This window comes from Enterococcus sp. DIV0008 (assembly GCF_050542615.1).
GTDB classification, from domain to species: Bacteria; Bacillota; Bacilli; order Lactobacillales; family Enterococcaceae; genus Enterococcus_D; species Enterococcus_D innesii.
In genome coordinates this window covers 763,618-783,490 of record NZ_CP172937.1, presented here as the reverse complement: position 1 = coordinate 783,490, position 19,873 = coordinate 763,618, and the positions used below count along the sequence as shown (strand labels likewise).

Genomic DNA, 19,873 nt, shown 5'->3' with positions numbered 1-19,873 from the left:
CTTGGCTAGATGTAAAAAAAGCATGGCCGACCGTAAATAGTCGAACCATGCTTTGGCAAAAACGAACACGAGGATTTCATTACTGGTATTCTTGAGATCAGCTGACCTTGCTTTGTCCGATAGTGGAAATTACTGCTCGTAACTGATGACACGAAGTATCAAACTGCCGTTTTTCCTCAGGAGTAAGCGTCAATTCAATAATTTCGCGAACACCGTTTTGGTCCACAACTGCAGGAACTCCTGTGAATAAATCGTTGATGCCATATTCTCCATCAAGGTAGGAAGAAACCGGTAGAATCGCTTGCTCATCATTTAAGATCGCTCGAACGATTCTTGCGACACTCATCCCTATCCCGTAAAAAGTAGCTTGTTTTCGATCGATGATTTCATAGGCGGCATTTTTTACTCGTTCAGAAAGAACCGCTAGATCGGCAACGGTCAAACGATCCTTTTGCTTGATCAATTCTACGATCGGTTGCCCACCGATCGTTGTATGGGACCAGACAGCGACTTCTGAATCACCATGTTCCCCAATGATATACCCATGAATATTCCGTGGATCGATGGCTAATTTTGCCGCCACTTCTTTTCGAAGTCTTGTGGTATCGAGGGTCGTTCCCGTACCAACGACCCGATTGGCTGGCAACCCGGACACGCGCCATGCTTGATAAGTTAAGACATCGACTGGGTTTGAAGCGATGACAAGCACGCCATCAAAGCCTGAAGCCATCACTTGTTTTGTGACGCTTGCCATAATTTCGGCGTTCACATCGATCAATTCAAGCCGAGTTTGTCCTGGCTTTTGGTTGACCCCTGCGGTAATAACGACGATATCAGCATCTTTACATTCCGAGTACTCTCCCGCCCAGACTTTGATGTTTTCTTGCCCCCATGACATACCGTCTAACAAATCGAGGGCTTCTCCTTCTGCTTTGTCCCGATTGACATCGATCAAGACCAATTCATTGATCAGTCCTTGATTGATCATGGAATACGCAATGCTCGTTCCAACGAAACCTGTTCCGACAACGACAACTTTTCTGCGTGTACTTTTCATGTGCGATCCCTTCCTTTTCTTTTCAAATACTTGTGCTATTGTTTTGCGTAGATTGCGCATTTTCTTAAAAATGAATGATCTTTTGTGCTTTCTTAGTAACTATGACCGGCAATCAGTGCTTTGGTTTGCTGATACAAATGAACAGCGTATTTTCCTAACACATAGCTGACGACGATCACGGCAAAGCTAGTTTCAATAATCGTTAAGGCTTGTAGAAACCCAAATATCAGTGGGTGATTCGCAAAAAACAGTGCTGATTTGAACATAGCAGTCGCCGAAATCACAAGAGGAAAGGTAAATGCCGCATAGCTTGGGTAAAAACCGACTGCCAGCATGTTTTTCATATAAGCGACGACACAAAAATAAATCGTTTGTGACAATAACAGCATAAAGGCGACAAACCAAGCAGAGCCTTGTTCAAATACGGAGAGGTAACCCGCTAAACAAAGAGAACCTGGTGCTGTTAAAATCGTGATCAAAGGAACTGCCGCACGTTCCGTCAGCTTTTGATGGACGATTCGCTTTAAAATAATCGGCAAAAGCGCAAAATACAATACCAATGCGATCCAGACGATCACTTCTCCTAGCTCTTTAAAAAAGACAGCAGAAGTATTGGGAATGACGCCAATCCCGACGAAGGTAATAAACCAGCTTGGATAAATGTATTCCAGCGAAAGGTCGACAGGCAAAATATGCACGACAACAAAATAGATCATTAAAGCAAAATGTAAGCCGATAGCCCCCCACCAGAGAAGATCATTCACCACTGCATTGGGAATGACCCGTTCAAAAACAGTGGAGATCACCATCAGCGCCATCGTAAAGGTCGGCGCCACCGAAGCAACGATTGGGTTTTTCAACTCTGACATCGTGTGCTTAAATGTAAAGCATACTTTCAGAAGGAAGAGCCCCATGATGAAAATACCAAGGGTGCAAAACGCATTTCCAACCGTCTCCATTCCTTCTGAATACAATAAATTCCCCAAAGACACAGTGCCTAAGATCAAGCCGCAAATCGGGATTGGCAATGAATGTAAAAAATGCTGGATCGATGTTTTCATCAACTCATCCTTTCTTAATGTATGAAAATTTCAATTAAATTTGCTTTCTTTTTTCTCTACACTTATACTATAATCACCTGCTAACTATTTGTAAAATTGTACTTTTAAATACTAATTATAAATATTATTAATAATAAAGGAGTCCGCAAAATGATTGAATTGCTCAAAACCTTCATTGTTGTTTATGAAACGAGAAACTTTAGTCTTGCCGCCAAACAGCTCTATAAAACTCAGCCAACGATCTCCTTACAAATCCAACGCTTAGAGGCGGAACTTGGCTTCAAGCTTTTTGAACGTAAAGGAAAACAATTGATTTTACCCACCAGCCAAGCGGAGTTTTTGTATCCTCGTGTGGTCGAGTCTCTCCGCTCATTGTCCACTATTTTTTCGCAAGCCAAAGACGCCAAAAATTTTAAAACAGAGTGTGTGCTCGCTTGTTCGAATACCACCGCTGTTTACTTACTGCCCAGCATCATGGCGCAGCTGATTGCAGAATTTCCAACGTTTGCCTTTGAAATCAAAATCATGAATTCCCAAGAAGTGATCGATGCCGTCGAATCAAACAAAGCCCATATCGGCCTGATTGAAAAATCAATCGTTTCGCCATTGATCCAAAAAGAATTCGTTTATCGTGATGAATTGGTGTTAGCAGGCAACCTCGCTTCTGATTTTTGGGTCTTGCGGGAAAACGACTCGGGGATGTACTACATTAACGAAACCTATCTATACGCACAGCACCTAAATCCGCAAATCATCAAAGCCAATAACAGTGAAGTGATTTTGTCCCTCCTAAAACAAAACATCGGCAAATCGATCATTTCGAAACTCTCATTACCAGAAGAGTTGCCTTGGCAGGAACTTGATCCAGAGTACCGCTATCGCGATCTTTTTATCATTCAAAATCGTCAGCGTGTGACACCGGAAACCGGAGAGGTTTATGAGGAGATTAAACGACTGTTGTTGGCTTTGATTCCATAAATATTAGTCTTTTGAACCAATTAAAGTGAATACAAAAAAAGACGCTGGAGTGTCGTTTGTCACTCCTCCAGCGTCTTTGTATTTTTATAATTCCTTGATAAACCGTTTCTGTTCATGACTGCTATGATAGCCATGGTTTTCATAAAACCTGTGGGCAGCATGGCGTTTGACATTCGAATTTAATCGAATGCCTTGCATTCCTCGCTGTCGGGCTTCTTCTTCAATTGCCGACAGTAGTTTCCCGCCAACGCCTTGCTTTTGCACTTGATCATCCACTACCAAACCTAGGACATTAAAAAATTGCCCAGCAGAATAAACTGTTGAATACGGCTGTGCTTCAATCATCCCAACTGCTTTACCCTTTATTTCGGCAACAAGCAAGAGATGATCCTCCTCAGCTAAAATTCTCTTTAGGCCTTCGATCAATACTTCTTCTTCGATTGGATAGCCTAGTACTTTCGACAAATGAGTCAGTTCTTTATGATCAGACAATGCTGCGGCTCTAATTTTCATAGTATTCTCCCGTCTTACAGCTTTTGACTCAACTATATTTTTTGAATGCTTATTTGTCAAGAAACGCTCGTTCTGCATTGCTAGTGTGAAACACGATAAAAGTACACGAACTGAGATTCAAACAAGAAATGAATGAAAAACGGCAAACAGTCTTCTTAGTTTCACCCTTTTTTACTGAAACAACGGAGAGACTATTGCACATCTTGTAAGGGAGGGATCAGGTGTAAATTAGCTAATAGTATTCAATATGTTATTGCTTAGTGAGCATAGGGACGGATGATGCTATAGTAGAAACAATCGAAAAAAATTTTTTCTAAGCATTCATTACTGCCAGCCAATCACCGTAAGTCCTGGCCATTTCGCCCCCCACTTCTCAGCTTTTTTTTCATAAACTTCCCGAGAAATCATCGCTTTGTTTGGTCTTACTACCCCAGAAAAGAGGTCATACATGCCATAAGGAGCAAAAATCTGGAGCTTATTTTCCTGATCGAAAAAAACACCGATCGAAGTTGCAGTACTGGGCCAAGTACTGATTGCTTCTTCAGTAGAGGTATATGCGGGAATAGAAAAGCCGAATTCTTCTTCATACCATAGGTGCACCCTTGCCTCATTCTTTACATCCAGCGCATATTGATTTTGTTTAGTAGTTTTCACTATTTGTTCTAGTACCATTCGTTCTTTCTCTAGACTCAAATCTGTGTCAAAATAAACAATATCCACATCACTTATTCCGTAACCGATGGGTTTAGAAAAAAGATGATTCCATACAGACTGCGTGACACTTCCTCCGCCAACATAAAGGTTTGGAATACCTAAAGCCGAAACATCTCTAATGATCTTGTAAAGTGCATTATCTTTTTCCAAAATTTTGTTTAATTCCGTTTCTTGGATGCTCAGAGCCTCATACTGATACATTGTTCTTCTCCTATCTGAAGTTTTCTAAACTGTTTATCCTAATCTTTTCGTTTCGGTTTTTCACATTAAATTTCACTTAATACATATTGGTTGCACAAAGCACTATTGAATTATAAATGTAACTCATAAAAAGATTTGCCTCCGCTAAATTTGGAATTAGCATACCATCTACTTAACTTCTATAGACCTTTTGCTCTTTTTTCAACTGCTTGTAAAAATTTCATCCTTGTTTTTATCGTATTACTTTCTCTTCTCATATTTCCCAGCACAAGAATTTTTTTTTGTTTTTATTCCACAATGACTCAGAACTGCATTTTTTAATACAGATATACCGTAACTATCAGGAACGCTAATTGGACCGCTAAATATTTTATAGAAAAAGGTAGGAGCCATACTCGTTACAATAATGTCGGCAGTTCGGCCACTTAAAAGCTTCTTGAATTGTCTTCCGCGTATGTAGTTTATTAAGAAAAATCCAGAGTAATTCGAGGAATAAGCGATACCTGGTGTGAAGACTCGGTCAATCCATCCTTTTAGGAGGCTCGGCATGGAGCTCCACCAAATAGGATATATAAAAACAAGATGATCAGCCCATTGAATCAGTTTTTGCGATTCTTCTATGATTGGGTCAACAGTCATACGTGTGCGGTAACCATAGCGTAATACTGGATCAAAAAATAGTTCTCCTAAATTTAAATGAGCAATATCGTGACTACTCGCATCAATATTTTCTTTATACACTTTGTATATCTCTGAACAAAAACTTGCTTTATCAGGATGGCCATTAACAATCAATACCTTCATTTTATGCTCCTTAGTGTAAACTTTTTGGTTCACTAATCATCTCATATCTTAAAGAAAGATCATATAGTAAAAAAAGAAGAAGTGAATTTATCAACTTCTTCCTTAAAAATAGTACCTATCTATCAAAGAACTGTATTCCAAAGTTATTGGTATTAACTCTATACGAATTCAATTCTTCGTATGTGTTTAATCAAACACGAGTAAAACTAGTTCTTACTTTTTTTATTTTTTAAAACCAACAGTGCGAAAATAAAGATCAAAATTGATCCAATTAAACCATATAATGGATTGAAAACCTCTCCTGTCTTAGGTAATGTCTCATTATTCGATTTCTTCAGTTTATCATTTTCTTTCTCCAACACTTTTTCCCTGGTTGCTTTAATTGAACGATCATTTATTGAAAATTTGATAGGGGTTTTATCGATTTGATACCCATCTGGCGCTTTAGTTTCAACTAACTGATATTCTCCTATGTCTAAATTGCTTATCTCAACTTTTCCATCTTTATTTGTAACTATTTTTTTCTGTACAATATTTCCTTTCGAATCTCGCAGCTCAAACTCTGCATTTGCCAGTAGCTTTCCTGTTTCACTGTCTACTTTTTTCAGAGTTACTTTCCCAAGTTTTGGTGATACATAAGTATTCTTGAAAATAATCGATTCTTGGTACGCTGGACTTGCCACTAATTGCCCCGTTTGGTCTTCCACTTTCACGGTCACGTGGTAGACTGTATCATCGTAGGTGATCGTGCTATCTGTCCCTGCGACTTCTCGGATCGTATACTTGTATGTCCCTACTTGGTCATAGTCGATTGCATCGAAGTAAATTTTTCCGTTGGCATCATTGGTCTTGGTTTGGAGCACTTCCCCTTGCTCATCCAACAGTTGGAATTGAAATTCATCTGCACTTAGTGCTTTGCCAGTTAGTTCTTTGCTTGCTTCTAGAACCGCACTCCCTTTTGCGGGATTATAGCTATTTTTAAAAACAGCACTACCTTCATAACTTGGACTTGCCACTAATTGCCCCGATTGATCCTCCACATTTACGGTTACATGATAGACCGTGTCATCATAGGTGATCGTGTTATCTGTTCCTGCGACTTCACGAATCGTATACTTGTATGTGCCAGCTTGGTCATAGTTGATTGCATCGAAGTAAATTTTTCCGTTGGCATCATTGCTCTTAGTTTGGAGCACTTCCCCTTGCTCATCCAACAGCTGGAATTGAAATTCATCCGCACTTAGTGCTTTGCCAGTTAGTTCTTTACTTGCTTCTAGAACCGCACTCCCTTTTGCGGGATTATAGCTATTTTTAAAAACAGCACTGCCTTCATAGCTTGGACTTGCCACTAATTGCCCCGATTGATCCTCCACATTTACGGTTACATGATAGACCGTGTCATCATAGGTGATCGTGTTATCTGTTCCTGCGACTTCTCGGATCGTATACTTGTATGTCCCTGCTTGGTCATAGTCGATTGCATCAAAATAAATTTTCCCACTGGCATCATTGCTCTTAGTTTGGAGCACTTCCCCTTGCTCATCCAACAGCTGGAATTGAAATTCATCTGCACTTAGTGCTTTGCCAGTTAGTTCTTTACTTGCTTCTAGAACCGCACTTCCTTTTGCGGGATTATAGCTATTTTTAAAAACAGCACTACCTTCATAACTTGGACTTGCCACTAATTGCCCCGCTTGATCCCCCACATTTACGGTTACATGATAGACTGTGTCATCATAGGTGATCGTGCTATCTGTCCCTGCGACTTCTCGGATCGTATACTTGTATGTCCCTGCTTGGTCATAGTCGATTGCATCAAAATAAATTTTTCCGTTGGCATCATTGCTTTTAGTTTGGAGCACTTCCCCTTGCTCATCCAACAGCTGGAATTGAAATTCATCCGCACTTAGTGCTTTGCCAGTTAGTTCTTTGCTTGCTTCTAGAACCGCACTTCCTTTTGCGGGAGTATAGCTATTTTTAAAAACAGCACTACCTTCATAGCTTGGACTTGCCACTAATTGCCCCGCTTGATCCTCCACATTTACGGTTACATGATAGACTGTGTCATCATAGGTGATCGTGCTATCTGTCCCTGCGACTTCTCGGATCGTATACTTGTATGTCCCTGCTTGGTCATAGTCGATTGCATCGAAGTAAATTTTTCCGTTGGCATCATTGCTCTTAGTTTGGAGCACTTCTCCTTGCTCATCCAACAGCTGGAATTGAAATTCATCCGCACTTAGTGCTTTGCCAGTTAGTTCTTTGCTTGCTTCTAGAACCGCACTTCCTTTTGCGGGAGTATAGCTATTTTTAAAAACAGCACTACCTTCATAGCTTGGACTTGCCACTAATTGCCCCGCTTGATCCTCCACATTTACGGTTACATGATAGACTGTGTCATCATAGGTGATCGTGCTATCTGTCCCTGCGACTTCTCGGATCGTATACTTGTATGTCCCTGCTTGGTCATAGTCGATTGCATCGAAGTAAATTTTTCCGTTGGCATCATTGCTCTTAGTTTGGAGCACTTCTCCTTGCTCATCCAACAGCTGGAATTGAAATTCATCCGCACTTAGTGCTTTGCCAGTTAGTTCTTTACTTGCTTCTAGAGTCAAAGCGACAGGTTTTTCTATTTTCTTGTTTACAACAGTTTTCGTCACTTCTTTATCGTTGCCAAAGTCGCTTGGGGTAACAGTTAGTACCTGATCCAATAATTCATAACCCGCAGGAGCTTTTATTTCCTTTATCGTATAATTATCCTTCAGAAGATCATTGATAGAAGCTCGCCCCTCGTCATCTGTTGTCAATTTTCCTACAACTTGTCCCGTTGACTCACGTAGAACTTCAAATTGTGCACCAGAAAGAACTTCCCCTGATTCATTCGTTTTAAGAATACTTACCGTGTAATTATATCCTTCGGCTTCGCCTCCTCCTTTTTGGTAATTTGTATAGGCAACGCCATCCTTTATCACTACGTCATTTGATGTCAATACAGCCGTATTAACGACATTCTCTCCATCAACAGGTGTATAGGCTAGTTCTGCTTTATAGTAAATTGCATATTGATCTTCACTACCAATATCTCCAAAATCTATTGAGAATGATCGTTGATCACTAGAAATATTGATTTCATAATCTCCAGTCACGTTGACACGATTTACTAATTCCCAATCATTTCCAGCAGCATTTAATTGCCACTTTCCTTTATAAATAATGAACGAACCTGGAACATAAGTGACAGCCTGACTATTTATCGCATCGGTGATCGTAGCATCAGGATAATTACCGCTACTTCGATTGATTGCAACATAATATTGAATCGTTTGATCACTTCCGTCTGTAAACCAACCAGATTTCGTTAAAGGATATGTGGTTGTATCTATACCAGCATAACCAATTTCAATTGGAAAGGTCGTTCCTTCAACATCAATCGTCGTCGTGATTGTCTGTTCCTCTTGAACAATTGTTGAATCAACGCCCGCGTAAAAATAAAAAGAGCCATGTATATCTGAATGGGTTTCTGCATAATCTGTATAGGTCAGAATAATCTGTTTTGAATCTGACAGAACGGTTGCATTGGCGACGATGTTTCCATTCGAATCTTTTAGTTCAAACGATTCGTTACTACCAAATCTAAGTTCAGACGGTAAGGTGATCGTTGTCGTATCTCCTTCTTTTACTTGGTTATTTGGTAGATCAAACGTCCCATTGATTCGAAATGTCTCCCACTGTCCAACAGCTTCCGTCAGAGGATCTCCATTTTCATCCGTGATACTAAAGGAAGTGATCACATCATCAACTGCTGAAAATGGAGCAATGGTTGGCGCTCTTGATTGTTTCTCCGAAGTCTGTAAAGTTTCTGATTTAAGATCTGATTGTACCTCTGTGTTCTGTAAATCTGTAGATTCTACCGATCCACTTGATATGGTGGTTGATGTTTCACTTTGAGACTCACTTGTTCTATTTGTTACATCACTCGTCTCACTTGTGGCTTGTGTAGCTTGGGTTTCACCAATACTCATTTCAGCAATCGCGTGCAATGGCGCAACTAAGATAGATGTTACAATTACTAAAAGGCTAAAATAAGTAGAAATTCTTCTTTTCATATTCACCGATTCCTTTTCTATACTATTAATGTGTTGCATACTGACATTTTTATACCGTCGCTATAAGATTCATCTATTTCAACTACTATCTTTTATGTAAATATTCCGTGTACTTTCTTCCATATAAAATTCCTCCAGACATGCTTTCTAAAATTTTTCCTAAATAAATGGGTTTCTCATTTGAAGGCAAATAAGGTTGTTCCGTTAACATTGTTAATTGTTGCTCAATTGAGAGGAAATTTTCCTTTTGTTTTCTGTATTTTGCTAATTTTTCTGAATCATTCTCAACGACGATTTCATTCTCATTGGAACCTACTTCAAACGCGTATACAGGTTCTTCTTCTTTCATATGTTCGCTAGGCAAAAAACTCAATTGATTGATTAGAAAAAAGGGCAAAACTACCCATGAAAAATATTTATCTTTCAAAAGCTACCTCCTTTAGTTTTACTAGCAACTCTCCCAGTTCCTTCCAATCATTAGATGTTGGCGGTTTTTTCCAAATAAGTTGTTCACAGTTCAATTTATCCATGGCACAGTCCGAAAGAAATAACTTGGTATTATTACTAATTTTGGCTTCAAAGATAAGATTCATCGATTGTAACGACTGTAGCATCATTTTTATATAGCTGTTGTAATTATTCCCATGAGAAAAATCAATACAGATATTTAAAGGTGTCTCAATTTTTTCCATGGGTAGCTGCGTAACTAATAAGAAAAGATAGTCATAATAAAGCTTGTTTTTCTCGGAATCAGATTGGAAAAAAGTGGATTTTTCTATTTCCCGAAAAAAATCCTGAATAAATTTATCAATTGCTGGATTGGTTTCCTGAAAATAATTAAACTTCCCTTTGATAATGAATGACTGATTTTTAAAGCGATAAACTAACCATTTAATATGTATATTTGTTAGTTCCTTCTCTATAAAATCATCTTTTATTTCATAACTGAATGTGTCAAAAAACATAGAAATAAATTTTTGAGTTAACTTAACTGCTTCTTGATACAAATCAAATGTCCTAAACTTCGTAACGAATTGTTCATTGTCGATTTCAAAATGACAGAACATCAAAAAATAACCAATTTCATTCTCTAACTGCTCATCGTCGATCGAAGAGTCACTGTTTATCGCTTTTTTCAACCACTTCGTGAAATCATTTTTCGCATAGTCCACATAATTCTCTTGTATAAAATGTTTATTTTTTATTCGAATGAACCAAATACTAATAAAGATTGCTAGTTTTATTTCTTTTGTTTTGGGGATAGTTACTATATATTGTGATGAAAATTGCTTTATAATTTTATCGGTCATTTGACGGATTTCTTTTGGAAAAGGATTTTCAATGCCGTTAAATAATTCATAGTAAGTACTAAAAAATATACTGCGTACGCTCAACTCATTCCCAATAATTCTGCTCTTTTTAATCAAAATGTTTTCTTCATTTAATAAAGACTTTAAATGGCGAAACTTCACATAGCTAGCTGTCTGGCTGCTGTGAAGCAAAGCAACTTGCTTTTTCATAGGAATCTCATTAATGAAAAAATTATCCAAAATATTAAAAAGTTCACAAATTTTCATAAACTTAATTCTTATTTTCTTTACCGTTACGTAGTCGAGATTAGCACAAGTGATTTCTCCTGATTTTTTGATACAAATTGCAGTATCCTTGGAAATTAAGCTCAAATACGTATTCAATTCATCTATGTAAGTTTCAACTTTATAGCTAGAAATAGCCAAAATCTTACTTAATTCTGAAACTGTACAATAATGATTTTTATAATTCTCTATGTATTTAAGAATTACCCACTCATAACGATACCTATCAATCAATAGTTCTTCTGACAACATAGAAATACGCCCTCCCCTATATAAGTTTACAAGATTAGTCAAAAAGTAGTATAAGCTTTTTTAAACAAAATTGCTTATTTTTTTTATTTATTAGAAAAATATAGTAATTTTGAATTGGATCTTTTGATTAGAATCTAAATTAAGAATTGATAATATAACTTTACGTATGATTAATAACTAGTTTTCCTAACATCTTTTCTTTTTACAACTATTATTAATTACTTGCTAAAAAATAACTTAATGGCTAGTCAAAGACAAACTGATTGAACCTTGATTTCCTTGGCTATCTAGACGACAAAATTACCTTTCGTTCTTGAAAAAAACTTGATAGCTGACTTCGCTTATCGTTGACATTTCGCCTCTTTTCAACTAATATTTTATTATTGTTACATTAATTGAATATCCAAACCACCACCGGGTGATAGAAGTGTTTGGTAAACTCATTAGGTCCTTGAAGAGTTTACTGAATGCTTATTTTTTTTGAGGAGGAGAACAAATTATGACATGGATTTATTTATTTTTAGGAGGATTTTTTGAGGTGGTATGGGCATCTACCATGAAACTGAGCAACGGGTTTAGCCACTTTTGGTACAGTTTTTCAACGGTCATCGGAATGATTTTCAGTTTTGGCTTCTTGGCTTTAGCGGTCAAAAATCTACCATTAAGTATCGCTTATCCTGTTTGGACAGGGATCGGCGCGGTGGGATCGATTATTGTGGGGGTCGTGTTCTTTAAAGACCAGCTGTCTCTCCTGACTTGGGTTTTCGTCATCTTATTAATAGTTGGTATTTTGGGCATCAAGTTTACCAGTGGCCACTGATTTAGCCCTTTGATAATAGTTTTGCTAGCCTTTTTGTAGGTACCTTCATCAATCAAGCGCCTTGACTCCTAGAACGAAACCCGGATCCAAATCGCCTTTTTCAGCCCATCTAAAGATTTTTTTGCAATTAGCCTATAGGTACAAAATATTTTCAAAAAACATTTGACCTTATAGTCACTCTAACCTTTATGCTATTCATGTAAAGAAAACGGAGGGAAAATAATGAAACAATGGCATAATTTGGATATTGACAAGGTGCAGTCAGCGACAAGTGAGACGCTTGTCACAAATGAGGTACGTAAAGCGTATCAAGAAAAACACGGGAAAAATAAATTACAAGCATCAGAAAAGACACCCGAATGGAAGAAGTTTCTATCTTACTTCCACGATGCGTTAATGTATGTCTTGATCGGTGCAGCTGTTTTAAAATTTATGACGGGAAGTCTAATTGAAGGAGCGATCGTTTTACTAGTGGTCGTTTTAAACGCAATGATTGGTTATTACCAAGAGAGAAAAGCAGATGATTCACTATCTAGCATTTCAAAATTACTTAGTTCAAAGGCGACAGTCGAATCTGAAAACGGACGTCTTTCAATCGATGCAGAAGATTTGATTCCAGGGGACCTCGTTTATTTAGCACCGGGTGATATTATTCCTGCTGATTTGCGTATGGAAACCGTGAATGAACTAAAAATCGATGAATCGATTCTAACTGGAGAGCCTGACGCAGTCGTAAAGACAACTGCTCGTTTAGAGGGGCAAATAGCACTTGCTGAACGAACCAATATGGCGTATTCGGGTACCCAAGTTCAGTCAGGAACTGGAAAAGGGATCGTTGTTGAAATTGGTTCGGACACTGAGATTGGTAAAATCAATGCTTCTTTAGCAACCATTGAAGTGAAAGAAACCCCTTTATTGAAAAAAGTGAACGAAATGAATCATGCTATTTTTAAAGGGATCGGCGTCTTTATCTTCTTATTAGGATTGATCAGCTACTTCATTTATGGCATGAGTCCGATGTATATCGTGTCAGCAATCATTGCTTTGATCGTTTCTTCTATTCCTGAGGGATTGCCTTCTATTTTGACGATTATTTTGTCTTCCGGCGTGAAAAATATGTCGGATCAAAATGCAATCGTAAAGGGACTGCCTACTGTCGAAACACTTGGCTCAATGACAGTCATCTGTTCTGATAAAACAGGTACTTTGACCAAAAACGATATGACACTTACCAATGTATTTTCTAATAATCAGGTAACAGTGCTTGGTCATGAAGACCAAGCAGATCCTTCGAACAATGAACTGCTAGCCAAAATCATGCAAAACTGTCAAGAAACACAAAGTTTCGATGATCGCCACTGTCCAGTGACCGGAAATGCAACAGAATTAGCGTTATTACGTTGGACCAATCGTATTGGTACACCGCGGATCAAGAGTCTAGAAACATTACCTTTTGACTCAAAATATAAGTATATGGCAACAAGCCACCTGATCAATGGGAAAAAGCGGATTTTTGTAAAGGGTGCTCCAGATATCGTTTTAAATAAAGCGACTGCAGCACATATTGATGGGCAGATAGCGGAGTTTGATCATGCACAGTGGGAAAAGATCAACTTGGCTTTTGCTTCAGAGGGACAACGAGTGATCGCGTTTGCTTATAAGGATGTAGATACAACGACAGAATTGACTCATGAGGAGATGGACGAACTCGTAATCATCGGATTAGCTGGCATTATTGACCCAGCAAAAGAATCAGCGATCGAAGCGGTAGCAGATTGTAAAAAAGCCGGCGTCAGAGTCGTAATGATCACCGGAGATCACCCAACGACCGCAAAAGCGATTGCCAAAAAATTAGGAATCGACCATTCTGAACGGGCAATCACTGGAACTGAACTGGATTGTTTATCCACAGATGAGTGGCAAAGAGTGGTAAAAAATACGAATATTTTTGCCCGAACGACACCTGAGCATAAGCTTATGATCGTTACTTATTTACAAGAACAAGGCGAAATCGTTGGAATGACTGGTGATGGGGTCAATGACGCACCCGCACTTAGAAAAGCAGATGTAGGGATCGCCATGGGAATTAAAGGAAGCGATGTTAGTAAACAAGCTGCCGACATGATCCTCATTGACGATAATTTTGAAACGATTGCAAAAGCAATCAAAGAAGGCCGTCGAATTTTTGATAACTTAAAAAAGACGATCCTCTTCTATTTGCCAACCTGTCTAGCCCAAGGGCTTTTGCTGATCGTCTCTATGTTGGGAAATCTCCCTTTACCACTAAGTACAGTGCAGATTCTTTGGTTAAATCTAGTTGCGTCAATTACACTCTCCTATGCGTTAGGTTTTGAACCAGCTCACAAAATGATCATGAATCGTGCACCTCGAGATATGAAAGAAAAAATCATTTCCAAATATACACTCTTTCGAATCGTTTATGTTGGCCTACTCTTGACCTTCTTCGGCTTTCTAACGATGAATGCATTCAGCGACGAAGCTGTCAGACAAACCGTTTTGATCAATGCGATCGTTTTCGGTCAAGCTTTTTACATGATCAACTGTCGTGAGATCACGGATTCAGCCTTCAGTAACAAAATCAAGCAGAATAAAGCCTTGATTTACTCATTACTTGTTATGGCAATTCTCCAATTAGGAATGGTCTACTTTTCACCATTGCAAAGTATCCTACAGACCACCTCTTTAACTTTATCCGAATTGCTTATCAGTGTTCTCCCAGCAACTCTACTTTTCTTGTTAGTAGAATCCGAAAAGCACGTAACACGAGTCATTCTAAAGGAAAATGTTCCCGCCTACTCAATGGATACCAAAGTAGAGAAATAAGAACAGCTCCATTTCATAAGTTATCTTATCGATAAACTTGCTGAATCACTAAGTACCAATAGATACGTTTCTCCTTGATCGATCCCGTTTTAATCGGGTTGATCAAGGAGAATTTCTATTTTACTCACGTATTCTTCCGGTAAATTCGTCTCATGAAAATCAATCAAGTAGAACTCATAAAAATTCCCTTTCGCGACCAGTCTATTTTTCTTTAGGTAACTGTTTAGTTCTGCTAAAGCAGCTAAGCGCTGCTTATACGTGCCTGTATAATAAATAGCGAGATACTCTCCTGCCGGCATGGTAAATGCCTTCTCATCTGCTAAATCGTTTGTCAGACAATAGAAAACTTGATGCCTAAATGCGTCTTCGTGCGGCAGTAAAATCGTTCCGAAAACATTTTGATTGTTGGCATGGAGTTCTTTTTCAAATTGTTTGTGCAGGCGCTTAAGTTCAAAGTATAGGTCTTTCCCCAACGTATCTTTTTCTTGGCTTAAAACAAGGTAGCGTTCTTCATAAAAAGTACGTTCAATTTCATGGTTTTGCTTTTTTTCAGCATAGACAAGCAAGTCAATTCGCTCTTTTAACAAATCTTGTTTCTCTTTTAACGCATGGATTCTGTCTTCTAATTGCTCCATCTCGAAATGCAGGATTTCTTTAGTCAACGCTTTATTCTTTGTATCCAAGTAGTTCTTAATTTCCTCAAGTGACACATCGAAAAAACGCAGATCTCTAATGGTATTTAATCGCTCAATATCCTCGTATGAGTAATCTCGATAGCCATTCTCAGTATAGTTGGGTGACAATAAACCAATCTGTTCATAGTATCTAAGAGTATGCGGTGTAATATCATAATTTTCACTCACTTGTTTTATCTTCATCATTCCATCCCTATCTTTCATAGCGTGTCTCTGTCACAAAATCATATCATAGTTTTCTACAGAAAACGAAGGAGTTTTTGTATTAAAGCAGTCAAAATTTTTGGTGTTTGTCAGTACTCGGGCAAGATTCAAATCGTAACAAAAAGACTACTGATAATTTTCCAAAATTAGTATTGGAAATAATCAGTAGTCTCCTACTTCGTCAGTACTCTATTCCATTTCAGCTGGCGCCGTCCCCCAATTGCCTGACCAAAGGAAATTGTCTGATTCCGCTGCTTTTATTTTCAACTCCTCATCAGATGTTGTACCACTCTCAGTTACTTCTGCCTCAGTGGATTGTTCTACTATTTGCTCTGCGGATGATTCTGATTGAGAATCATTTGCTGGTGATGATTCCGCTAACGCTTGTTCTTCTGCGCTTTTTTCTATTTGTGTTTCTGAATCAACGGTTTCTTCGACTACTGCTTGCTCGGCTGTGACTGATTGTTGTTCAGGTACTAATTCGTTAGTACTTAGTGTCGTTTCTTCTGTCGGTGATGTATTGATCGTTTCCGCTGCTGCCGGAATACTGACAAATACTTGGGTAATCAAGGGACTGCCTAATATAAAAACAGAAGAGCTGACCAAAATACGTGATAAAAGCTCTCTCTTCACGGGTATCATCATTTTTTCCTTCTTTCAGTTTAAGTAAATGAAATCAACGACACTCTTTCCAATTAAAAAAAAGCTGCCCTTTGACAACTCCGTCTTACAGCTATGTAATGCGTTCGTAGTCTCATTCCTTATGATTGCATTATTGCATGGTTTTCAATTGCGGACACGACAACAATCGTCACGAAAAAGACAAAATAAGTCCTATTTTATAAAGCGAAAATAAAAGAATATAAATACATCTGTTTCTGAAAGTGTTAACAAAATAAAAAAATATTACATAATTTGTTACCTAAAATTGATGTGCACCATTTTTATAAACTATTTGGGTACCTAATGAAAAAACTTTGAAACAATCGAACACTCCAATTATTTCTAAGGAAAAGATGGTTACAGAGGGTTAAAAAAGGAGACTGGATATTCAGCCTCCTTTTTATTACTCCTTTTTATAGGAACAGCCAAAAATCCCTGTTCTTTCAAGTTCTCCTGCGATTAAGGGTGAAAAACTAAACCGAATTTTGAATCCTCCATGCTTCCCAGACATGTTATCCTTTGAAAGCAATGGCGTCGATTTGAAAAAGGATCCCTACCTCACCCGAATGAGCAAATGCTGTCTGAATCGATTTTCTCACCGGAAATTTTCTATGGAATTTTTCTTTCAGAATCTTTTCCATAATCGGGATATCAAAAACATCTTTAAAAAGTACATCCATTTTGACTACATCTGTTAATGACAAATCCACTAATTTCAAGCGTTCTTCCAATTGATCCAGTGCTCCTACAATCTGTTGTTCGATAGACTGTCCGATATTTCCCACACAGTAGCCAACAAAAACAAAATTCCCTGCTTCGATCACGCCTGAAAGTGCCCAATCCTCATTGATATCATATCGTTTCATTCGCTTCTCCTTTATATTTCTTTTTGTAATAGACGCTGTCTAATACTTGCCTTGTTCTATTCTTGACCTTGTATGACTTCAATCGTCAACCATGGCATACCAACTGATGAATTCCTAATCCACCGAAAAATGCAAAGAGTGCGGGGTTGGGGCGGTCAAAGTCAGCCCACATCTTTCTTTAAAGTAAGTCTTGCTGTCTTCGTTTGCCACTTGCAAGATTTCCGCTTCAGTAAAAGGCACAACATTATCACTTCCCCGCAGCTCAATACACTCCAAAATAATCAAAATTTCTGCTTCAAGCGTATTGATTCTTGCAAACTGTTCGAAAAAATTTTCTTGATTGACTTCTTGAATTGCTCTGCGAACTTCTAAACAATTTTTTTGAATCTTTTCTTTGAGTTTTAAATACCCATACTTACTGAAAATTCGTTCAGATTCCTCAATATAAAAGTTCAAATATTCTTGCAATGTGTGGATCTTAAATGGTTCCTCCATCGTAAGCACCTCCTTTATTTTAGCTGTTGATTCTTATGTAAAAGGAATTGTTCTAGCTTTGTATGTCTGTATTATCACACGGTTTTTAGCTGGAAACGCGTCAATATGTGACTGATTAAATACAAAATACGTCCTGTTATATACAGCTAATTGATTTACCTCCAAACTTCGTTGGCATTCAAGAGAACCTGAAACACTCCTGTTCAACGAATTTATATCCTCTGGGTATAAAGAAAAAACAGTCAATACTCTCAGATTTGAGAATACTGACTGTTTGCTGAAACTTGGATAAATCAATCACTTTTTTATTTTTGATTGGACATATTCTGAAATGTTTCCACCGCCTCAATTAGTTCTAGCCAACGATCGCCAGTTGGAAAGCTATTCCATTTAAAAAATTGGACGTTCGGATTTTGATCAAGAAAGGCTTGTCGATCGACTGGATAATCGGTCACAACAAAATCTGGTTTCTCAGAAACGAAAGATAGGGTATAGCCAAACCAGCGTTTCAACCGTTCTTTTTGCCTGATTTCTTGGATTTTTCCGAATTTTGATTCATGAAAAATCCGCACGGTCGATCGATCGATCTTTGCTACAATTGAAAGAAGCATGCTGTATTGAAATAACAAGCGATTATTGCCAGCGTACATACTAGCAAAGAGTGGTGTTTGTTGGGTAAGGGTTTGATACAGCTCCTGAACAAGTGGAAAAATCTTTGGAAAGACTCTGCGATAGTCCTTATCCGTTGTCGTTTTTCCAAAAGCATCGATTTTGTTTTTCGATGGAAAAACAACAGAAACAGAATGAATGTACAAAGCATTAACAAGAAGATAGTCAGTCTCACCTTCTGGTACAAGAAAAATCTTCTGAGCAGTTTCCGCAAATAATCTTGCTGTTGCTAGTGCTTGTTCTGAGAAATGATCGTCAATTGATGGATGGCTAGGAATCTCTTCAGGTAAATACGTCGTCATTACAGAGAACATGTAATATAAGAAAAAAAATTCTGCTTCTGGAACGTCATTTAGAATCAAGTTATCTCTTAACAATGGTTTAATAAGCTCTTCTTTGAATTGTTCAAAGGAAATCGTGAGATGGACCATTTCCTTCATCTCCTGAGGAATCTCATTCACAGGAAACCCTCTTTTTAAACGATAAAGACTTATCGCAAGCAGCTGAACAAATTTTTCCTGATCAATACCGCGATAGCAGCTGGGGTAACTCGTTAACTTGTCCTTAAAGGAACGAATGCTCTGTTTCGGCAATCCGAAATGACGGACATTTGTTGCATCATAGATCTGCCAATACATAATATGGAAAAAATGACGAATGCGGTATTCTTTTCCCACGAATAGTGGTTTCCTTTTTAAGTTAAGTTTGATTTGGTAATTTTCTAAGATACTCTCAATTTCCTTGAGTTTTCTTTGAACGGTGCGATTACTGACATAGTGTTGTTGGGCGGTTTCTTCTAAGGACACATATTTATCACTAAAGAGTCTGTCTATAATTTGAAATGGCATACTCTCTGAGAGCATGACCGAATAGAGCTTGGATAATAAAAAATTGGGAGCAAAATAAAGCGTCAACTCCCTCCCCTCATGTATTTCGATCTCAAAAAAAGGATAGGAGTTTTGTAAGTCTCTGGCCCGCTCAAAAACTAGCGCTATTCTTCTTTTTGACAGATTTACTTTGTCAGCAAGGTCACTCAATCGTTCACGATCAATCGCCTGTTCAAAAAAATACGCAAATAGTTCATAGACATCTTGGTCTAATTTAGTTAAAAGAAACTTATACATAGCACTACCTCTTAACTTTTTTTTTAAGGTAATTATACTCTTTTAAACATGTATTTTCATTTAGTAGGTATTAATTCTCGTATCAGTGGTGAATGAGTACGTCAAGTTCCAACAAAAAGAATTGAAAAGAATAATCTGTCAGTTGAGTTACTCATTTTTACTCCTTGTATGAACCCTATCAGTTTTATAATTGTTCAACAAGAGCTGATACT

The 19,873-nt window shown here is 38.0% G+C and carries 15 protein-coding genes and 1 pseudogene; 3 read left to right on the top strand and 13 right to left on the bottom strand.

Annotated features, from left to right (window positions below):
• Positions 1–97: 97 nt before the first annotated feature.
• Entirely contained in the window at positions 98–1,057 is a 960-nt protein-coding gene (locus IGI84_RS03635) for an L-lactate dehydrogenase (RefSeq protein WP_077453596.1), read from the bottom strand.
• Positions 1,058–1,149: 92 nt separating this feature from the next.
• Positions 1,150–2,118, bottom strand: a complete 969-nt coding sequence (locus tag IGI84_RS03630) for a TDT family transporter (protein ID WP_153883478.1) — start codon at positions 2,116–2,118, stop codon at positions 1,150–1,152.
• A gap of 150 nt (positions 2,119–2,268) precedes the next feature.
• Between IGI84_RS03630 and IGI84_RS03625 the strand changes: the two genes are divergently transcribed.
• Complete coding sequence (locus IGI84_RS03625; protein WP_081118354.1) at positions 2,269–3,096, top strand: LysR family transcriptional regulator; 828 nt, start codon at positions 2,269–2,271, stop codon at positions 3,094–3,096.
• An 84-nt stretch (positions 3,097–3,180) separates the two neighbouring features.
• Here the strand turns inward: IGI84_RS03625 and IGI84_RS03620 are convergent, their stop codons facing one another.
• The 6 genes and pseudogenes from IGI84_RS03620 to IGI84_RS03595 all read right to left on the bottom strand — a co-directional run bounded on the left by IGI84_RS03620 (position 3,181) and on the right by IGI84_RS03595 (position 11,281).
• Positions 3,181–3,609: a GNAT family N-acetyltransferase gene (locus IGI84_RS03620; protein ID WP_005225265.1), complete on the bottom strand. Its 429-nt coding sequence runs from the start codon at positions 3,607–3,609 to the stop codon at positions 3,181–3,183.
• Positions 3,610–3,933: 324 nt separating this feature from the next.
• Positions 3,934–4,524, bottom strand: a complete 591-nt coding sequence (locus IGI84_RS03615) for a nucleotidyltransferase family protein (protein WP_081118353.1) — start codon at positions 4,522–4,524, stop codon at positions 3,934–3,936.
• 179 nt (positions 4,525–4,703) lie between these two features.
• Positions 4,704–5,328: pseudogene (locus IGI84_RS03610) on the bottom strand (NAD(P)H-dependent oxidoreductase).
• A 206-nt stretch (positions 5,329–5,534) separates the two neighbouring features.
• Positions 5,535–9,434, bottom strand: a complete 3,900-nt coding sequence (locus IGI84_RS03605; protein ID WP_430600769.1) for a Spy0128 family protein — start codon at positions 9,432–9,434, stop codon at positions 5,535–5,537.
• 85 nt (positions 9,435–9,519) lie between these two features.
• A complete protein-coding gene (locus IGI84_RS03600; RefSeq protein ID WP_061053836.1) occupies positions 9,520–9,861 on the bottom strand; it encodes a hypothetical protein in 342 nt (113 codons plus the stop codon).
• Positions 9,851–11,281, bottom strand: a complete 1,431-nt coding sequence (locus IGI84_RS03595; RefSeq protein ID WP_081119059.1) for a helix-turn-helix domain-containing protein — start codon at positions 11,279–11,281, stop codon at positions 9,851–9,853. The genes IGI84_RS03600 and IGI84_RS03595 overlap by 11 nt, the downstream gene beginning before the upstream one ends.
• A gap of 499 nt (positions 11,282–11,780) precedes the next feature.
• Between IGI84_RS03595 and IGI84_RS03590 the strand changes: the two genes are divergently transcribed.
• Both IGI84_RS03590 and IGI84_RS03585 read left to right on the top strand, forming a co-directional pair.
• A complete protein-coding gene (locus tag IGI84_RS03590; RefSeq protein WP_077453606.1) occupies positions 11,781–12,101 on the top strand; it encodes a DMT family transporter in 321 nt (106 codons plus the stop codon).
• A 222-nt stretch (positions 12,102–12,323) separates the two neighbouring features.
• On the top strand, positions 12,324–14,945 hold the full coding sequence (locus IGI84_RS03585) for an HAD-IC family P-type ATPase (RefSeq protein WP_081119060.1): 2,622 nt from the start codon (positions 12,324–12,326) through the stop codon (positions 14,943–14,945).
• Positions 14,946–15,034: 89 nt separating this feature from the next.
• On the opposite strand, the gene IGI84_RS03580 is transcribed toward IGI84_RS03585, so the two are convergent.
• The 5 genes from IGI84_RS03580 to IGI84_RS03560 all read right to left on the bottom strand — a co-directional run bounded on the left by IGI84_RS03580 (position 15,035) and on the right by IGI84_RS03560 (position 19,661).
• Positions 15,035–15,844, bottom strand: coding sequence for a MerR family transcriptional regulator (locus tag IGI84_RS03580; RefSeq protein WP_081119061.1), 810 nt, complete (start codon positions 15,842–15,844; stop codon positions 15,035–15,037).
• Positions 15,845–16,033: 189 nt separating this feature from the next.
• The gene (locus IGI84_RS03575; RefSeq protein WP_081119062.1) at positions 16,034–16,489 is read right to left on the bottom strand and encodes a hypothetical protein; all 456 of its coding nucleotides are present in this window, start codon (positions 16,487–16,489) and stop codon (positions 16,034–16,036) included.
• A gap of 530 nt (positions 16,490–17,019) precedes the next feature.
• Positions 17,020–17,373, bottom strand: coding sequence for a RidA family protein (locus tag IGI84_RS03570; RefSeq protein WP_077453995.1), 354 nt, complete (start codon positions 17,371–17,373; stop codon positions 17,020–17,022).
• A 114-nt stretch (positions 17,374–17,487) separates the two neighbouring features.
• Entirely contained in the window at positions 17,488–17,868 is a 381-nt protein-coding gene (locus IGI84_RS03565; RefSeq protein ID WP_077453996.1) for a DUF7006 family protein, read from the bottom strand.
• A gap of 305 nt (positions 17,869–18,173) precedes the next feature.
• Positions 18,174–19,661 (bottom strand): helix-turn-helix domain-containing protein, encoded by a 1,488-nt coding sequence (locus IGI84_RS03560; RefSeq protein WP_081119063.1) that lies wholly within the window; start codon positions 19,659–19,661, stop codon positions 18,174–18,176.
• Positions 19,662–19,873 lie beyond the last annotated feature (212 nt).

Excerpts from the sequence above, each read along its gene's own strand:
- IGI84_RS03620 (WP_005225265.1), bottom strand. The coding sequence starts at position 3,609 with ATGAAAATTAGAGCCGCAGCATTGTCTGATCATAAAGAACTGACTCAT.
- IGI84_RS03625 (WP_081118354.1), top strand. The coding sequence starts at position 2,269 with ATGATTGAATTGCTCAAAACCTTCATTGTTGTTTATGAAACGAGAAAC.
- IGI84_RS03565 (WP_077453996.1), bottom strand. The coding sequence starts at position 17,868 with ATGGAGGAACCATTTAAGATCCACACATTGCAAGAATATTTGAACTTT.
- IGI84_RS03570 (WP_077453995.1), bottom strand. The coding sequence starts at position 17,373 with ATGAAACGATATGATATCAATGAGGATTGGGCACTTTCAGGCGTGATC.
- IGI84_RS03590 (WP_077453606.1), top strand. The coding sequence starts at position 11,781 with ATGACATGGATTTATTTATTTTTAGGAGGATTTTTTGAGGTGGTATGG.
- IGI84_RS03635 (WP_077453596.1), bottom strand. The coding sequence starts at position 1,057 with ATGAAAAGTACACGCAGAAAAGTTGTCGTTGTCGGAACAGGTTTCGTT.
- IGI84_RS03575 (WP_081119062.1), bottom strand. The coding sequence starts at position 16,489 with ATGATGATACCCGTGAAGAGAGAGCTTTTATCACGTATTTTGGTCAGC.
- IGI84_RS03605 (WP_430600769.1), bottom strand. The coding sequence starts at position 9,434 with ATGAAAAGAAGAATTTCTACTTATTTTAGCCTTTTAGTAATTGTAACA.
- IGI84_RS03615 (WP_081118353.1), bottom strand. The coding sequence starts at position 4,524 with ATGTATCAGTATGAGGCTCTGAGCATCCAAGAAACGGAATTAAACAAA.
- IGI84_RS03560 (WP_081119063.1), bottom strand. The coding sequence starts at position 19,661 with ATGTATAAGTTTCTTTTAACTAAATTAGACCAAGATGTCTATGAACTA.
- IGI84_RS03585 (WP_081119060.1), top strand. The coding sequence starts at position 12,324 with ATGAAACAATGGCATAATTTGGATATTGACAAGGTGCAGTCAGCGACA.
- IGI84_RS03595 (WP_081119059.1), bottom strand. The coding sequence starts at position 11,281 with ATGTTGTCAGAAGAACTATTGATTGATAGGTATCGTTATGAGTGGGTA.
- IGI84_RS03630 (WP_153883478.1), bottom strand. The coding sequence starts at position 2,118 with ATGAAAACATCGATCCAGCATTTTTTACATTCATTGCCAATCCCGATT.
- IGI84_RS03580 (WP_081119061.1), bottom strand. The coding sequence starts at position 15,844 with ATGAAAGATAGGGATGGAATGATGAAGATAAAACAAGTGAGTGAAAAT.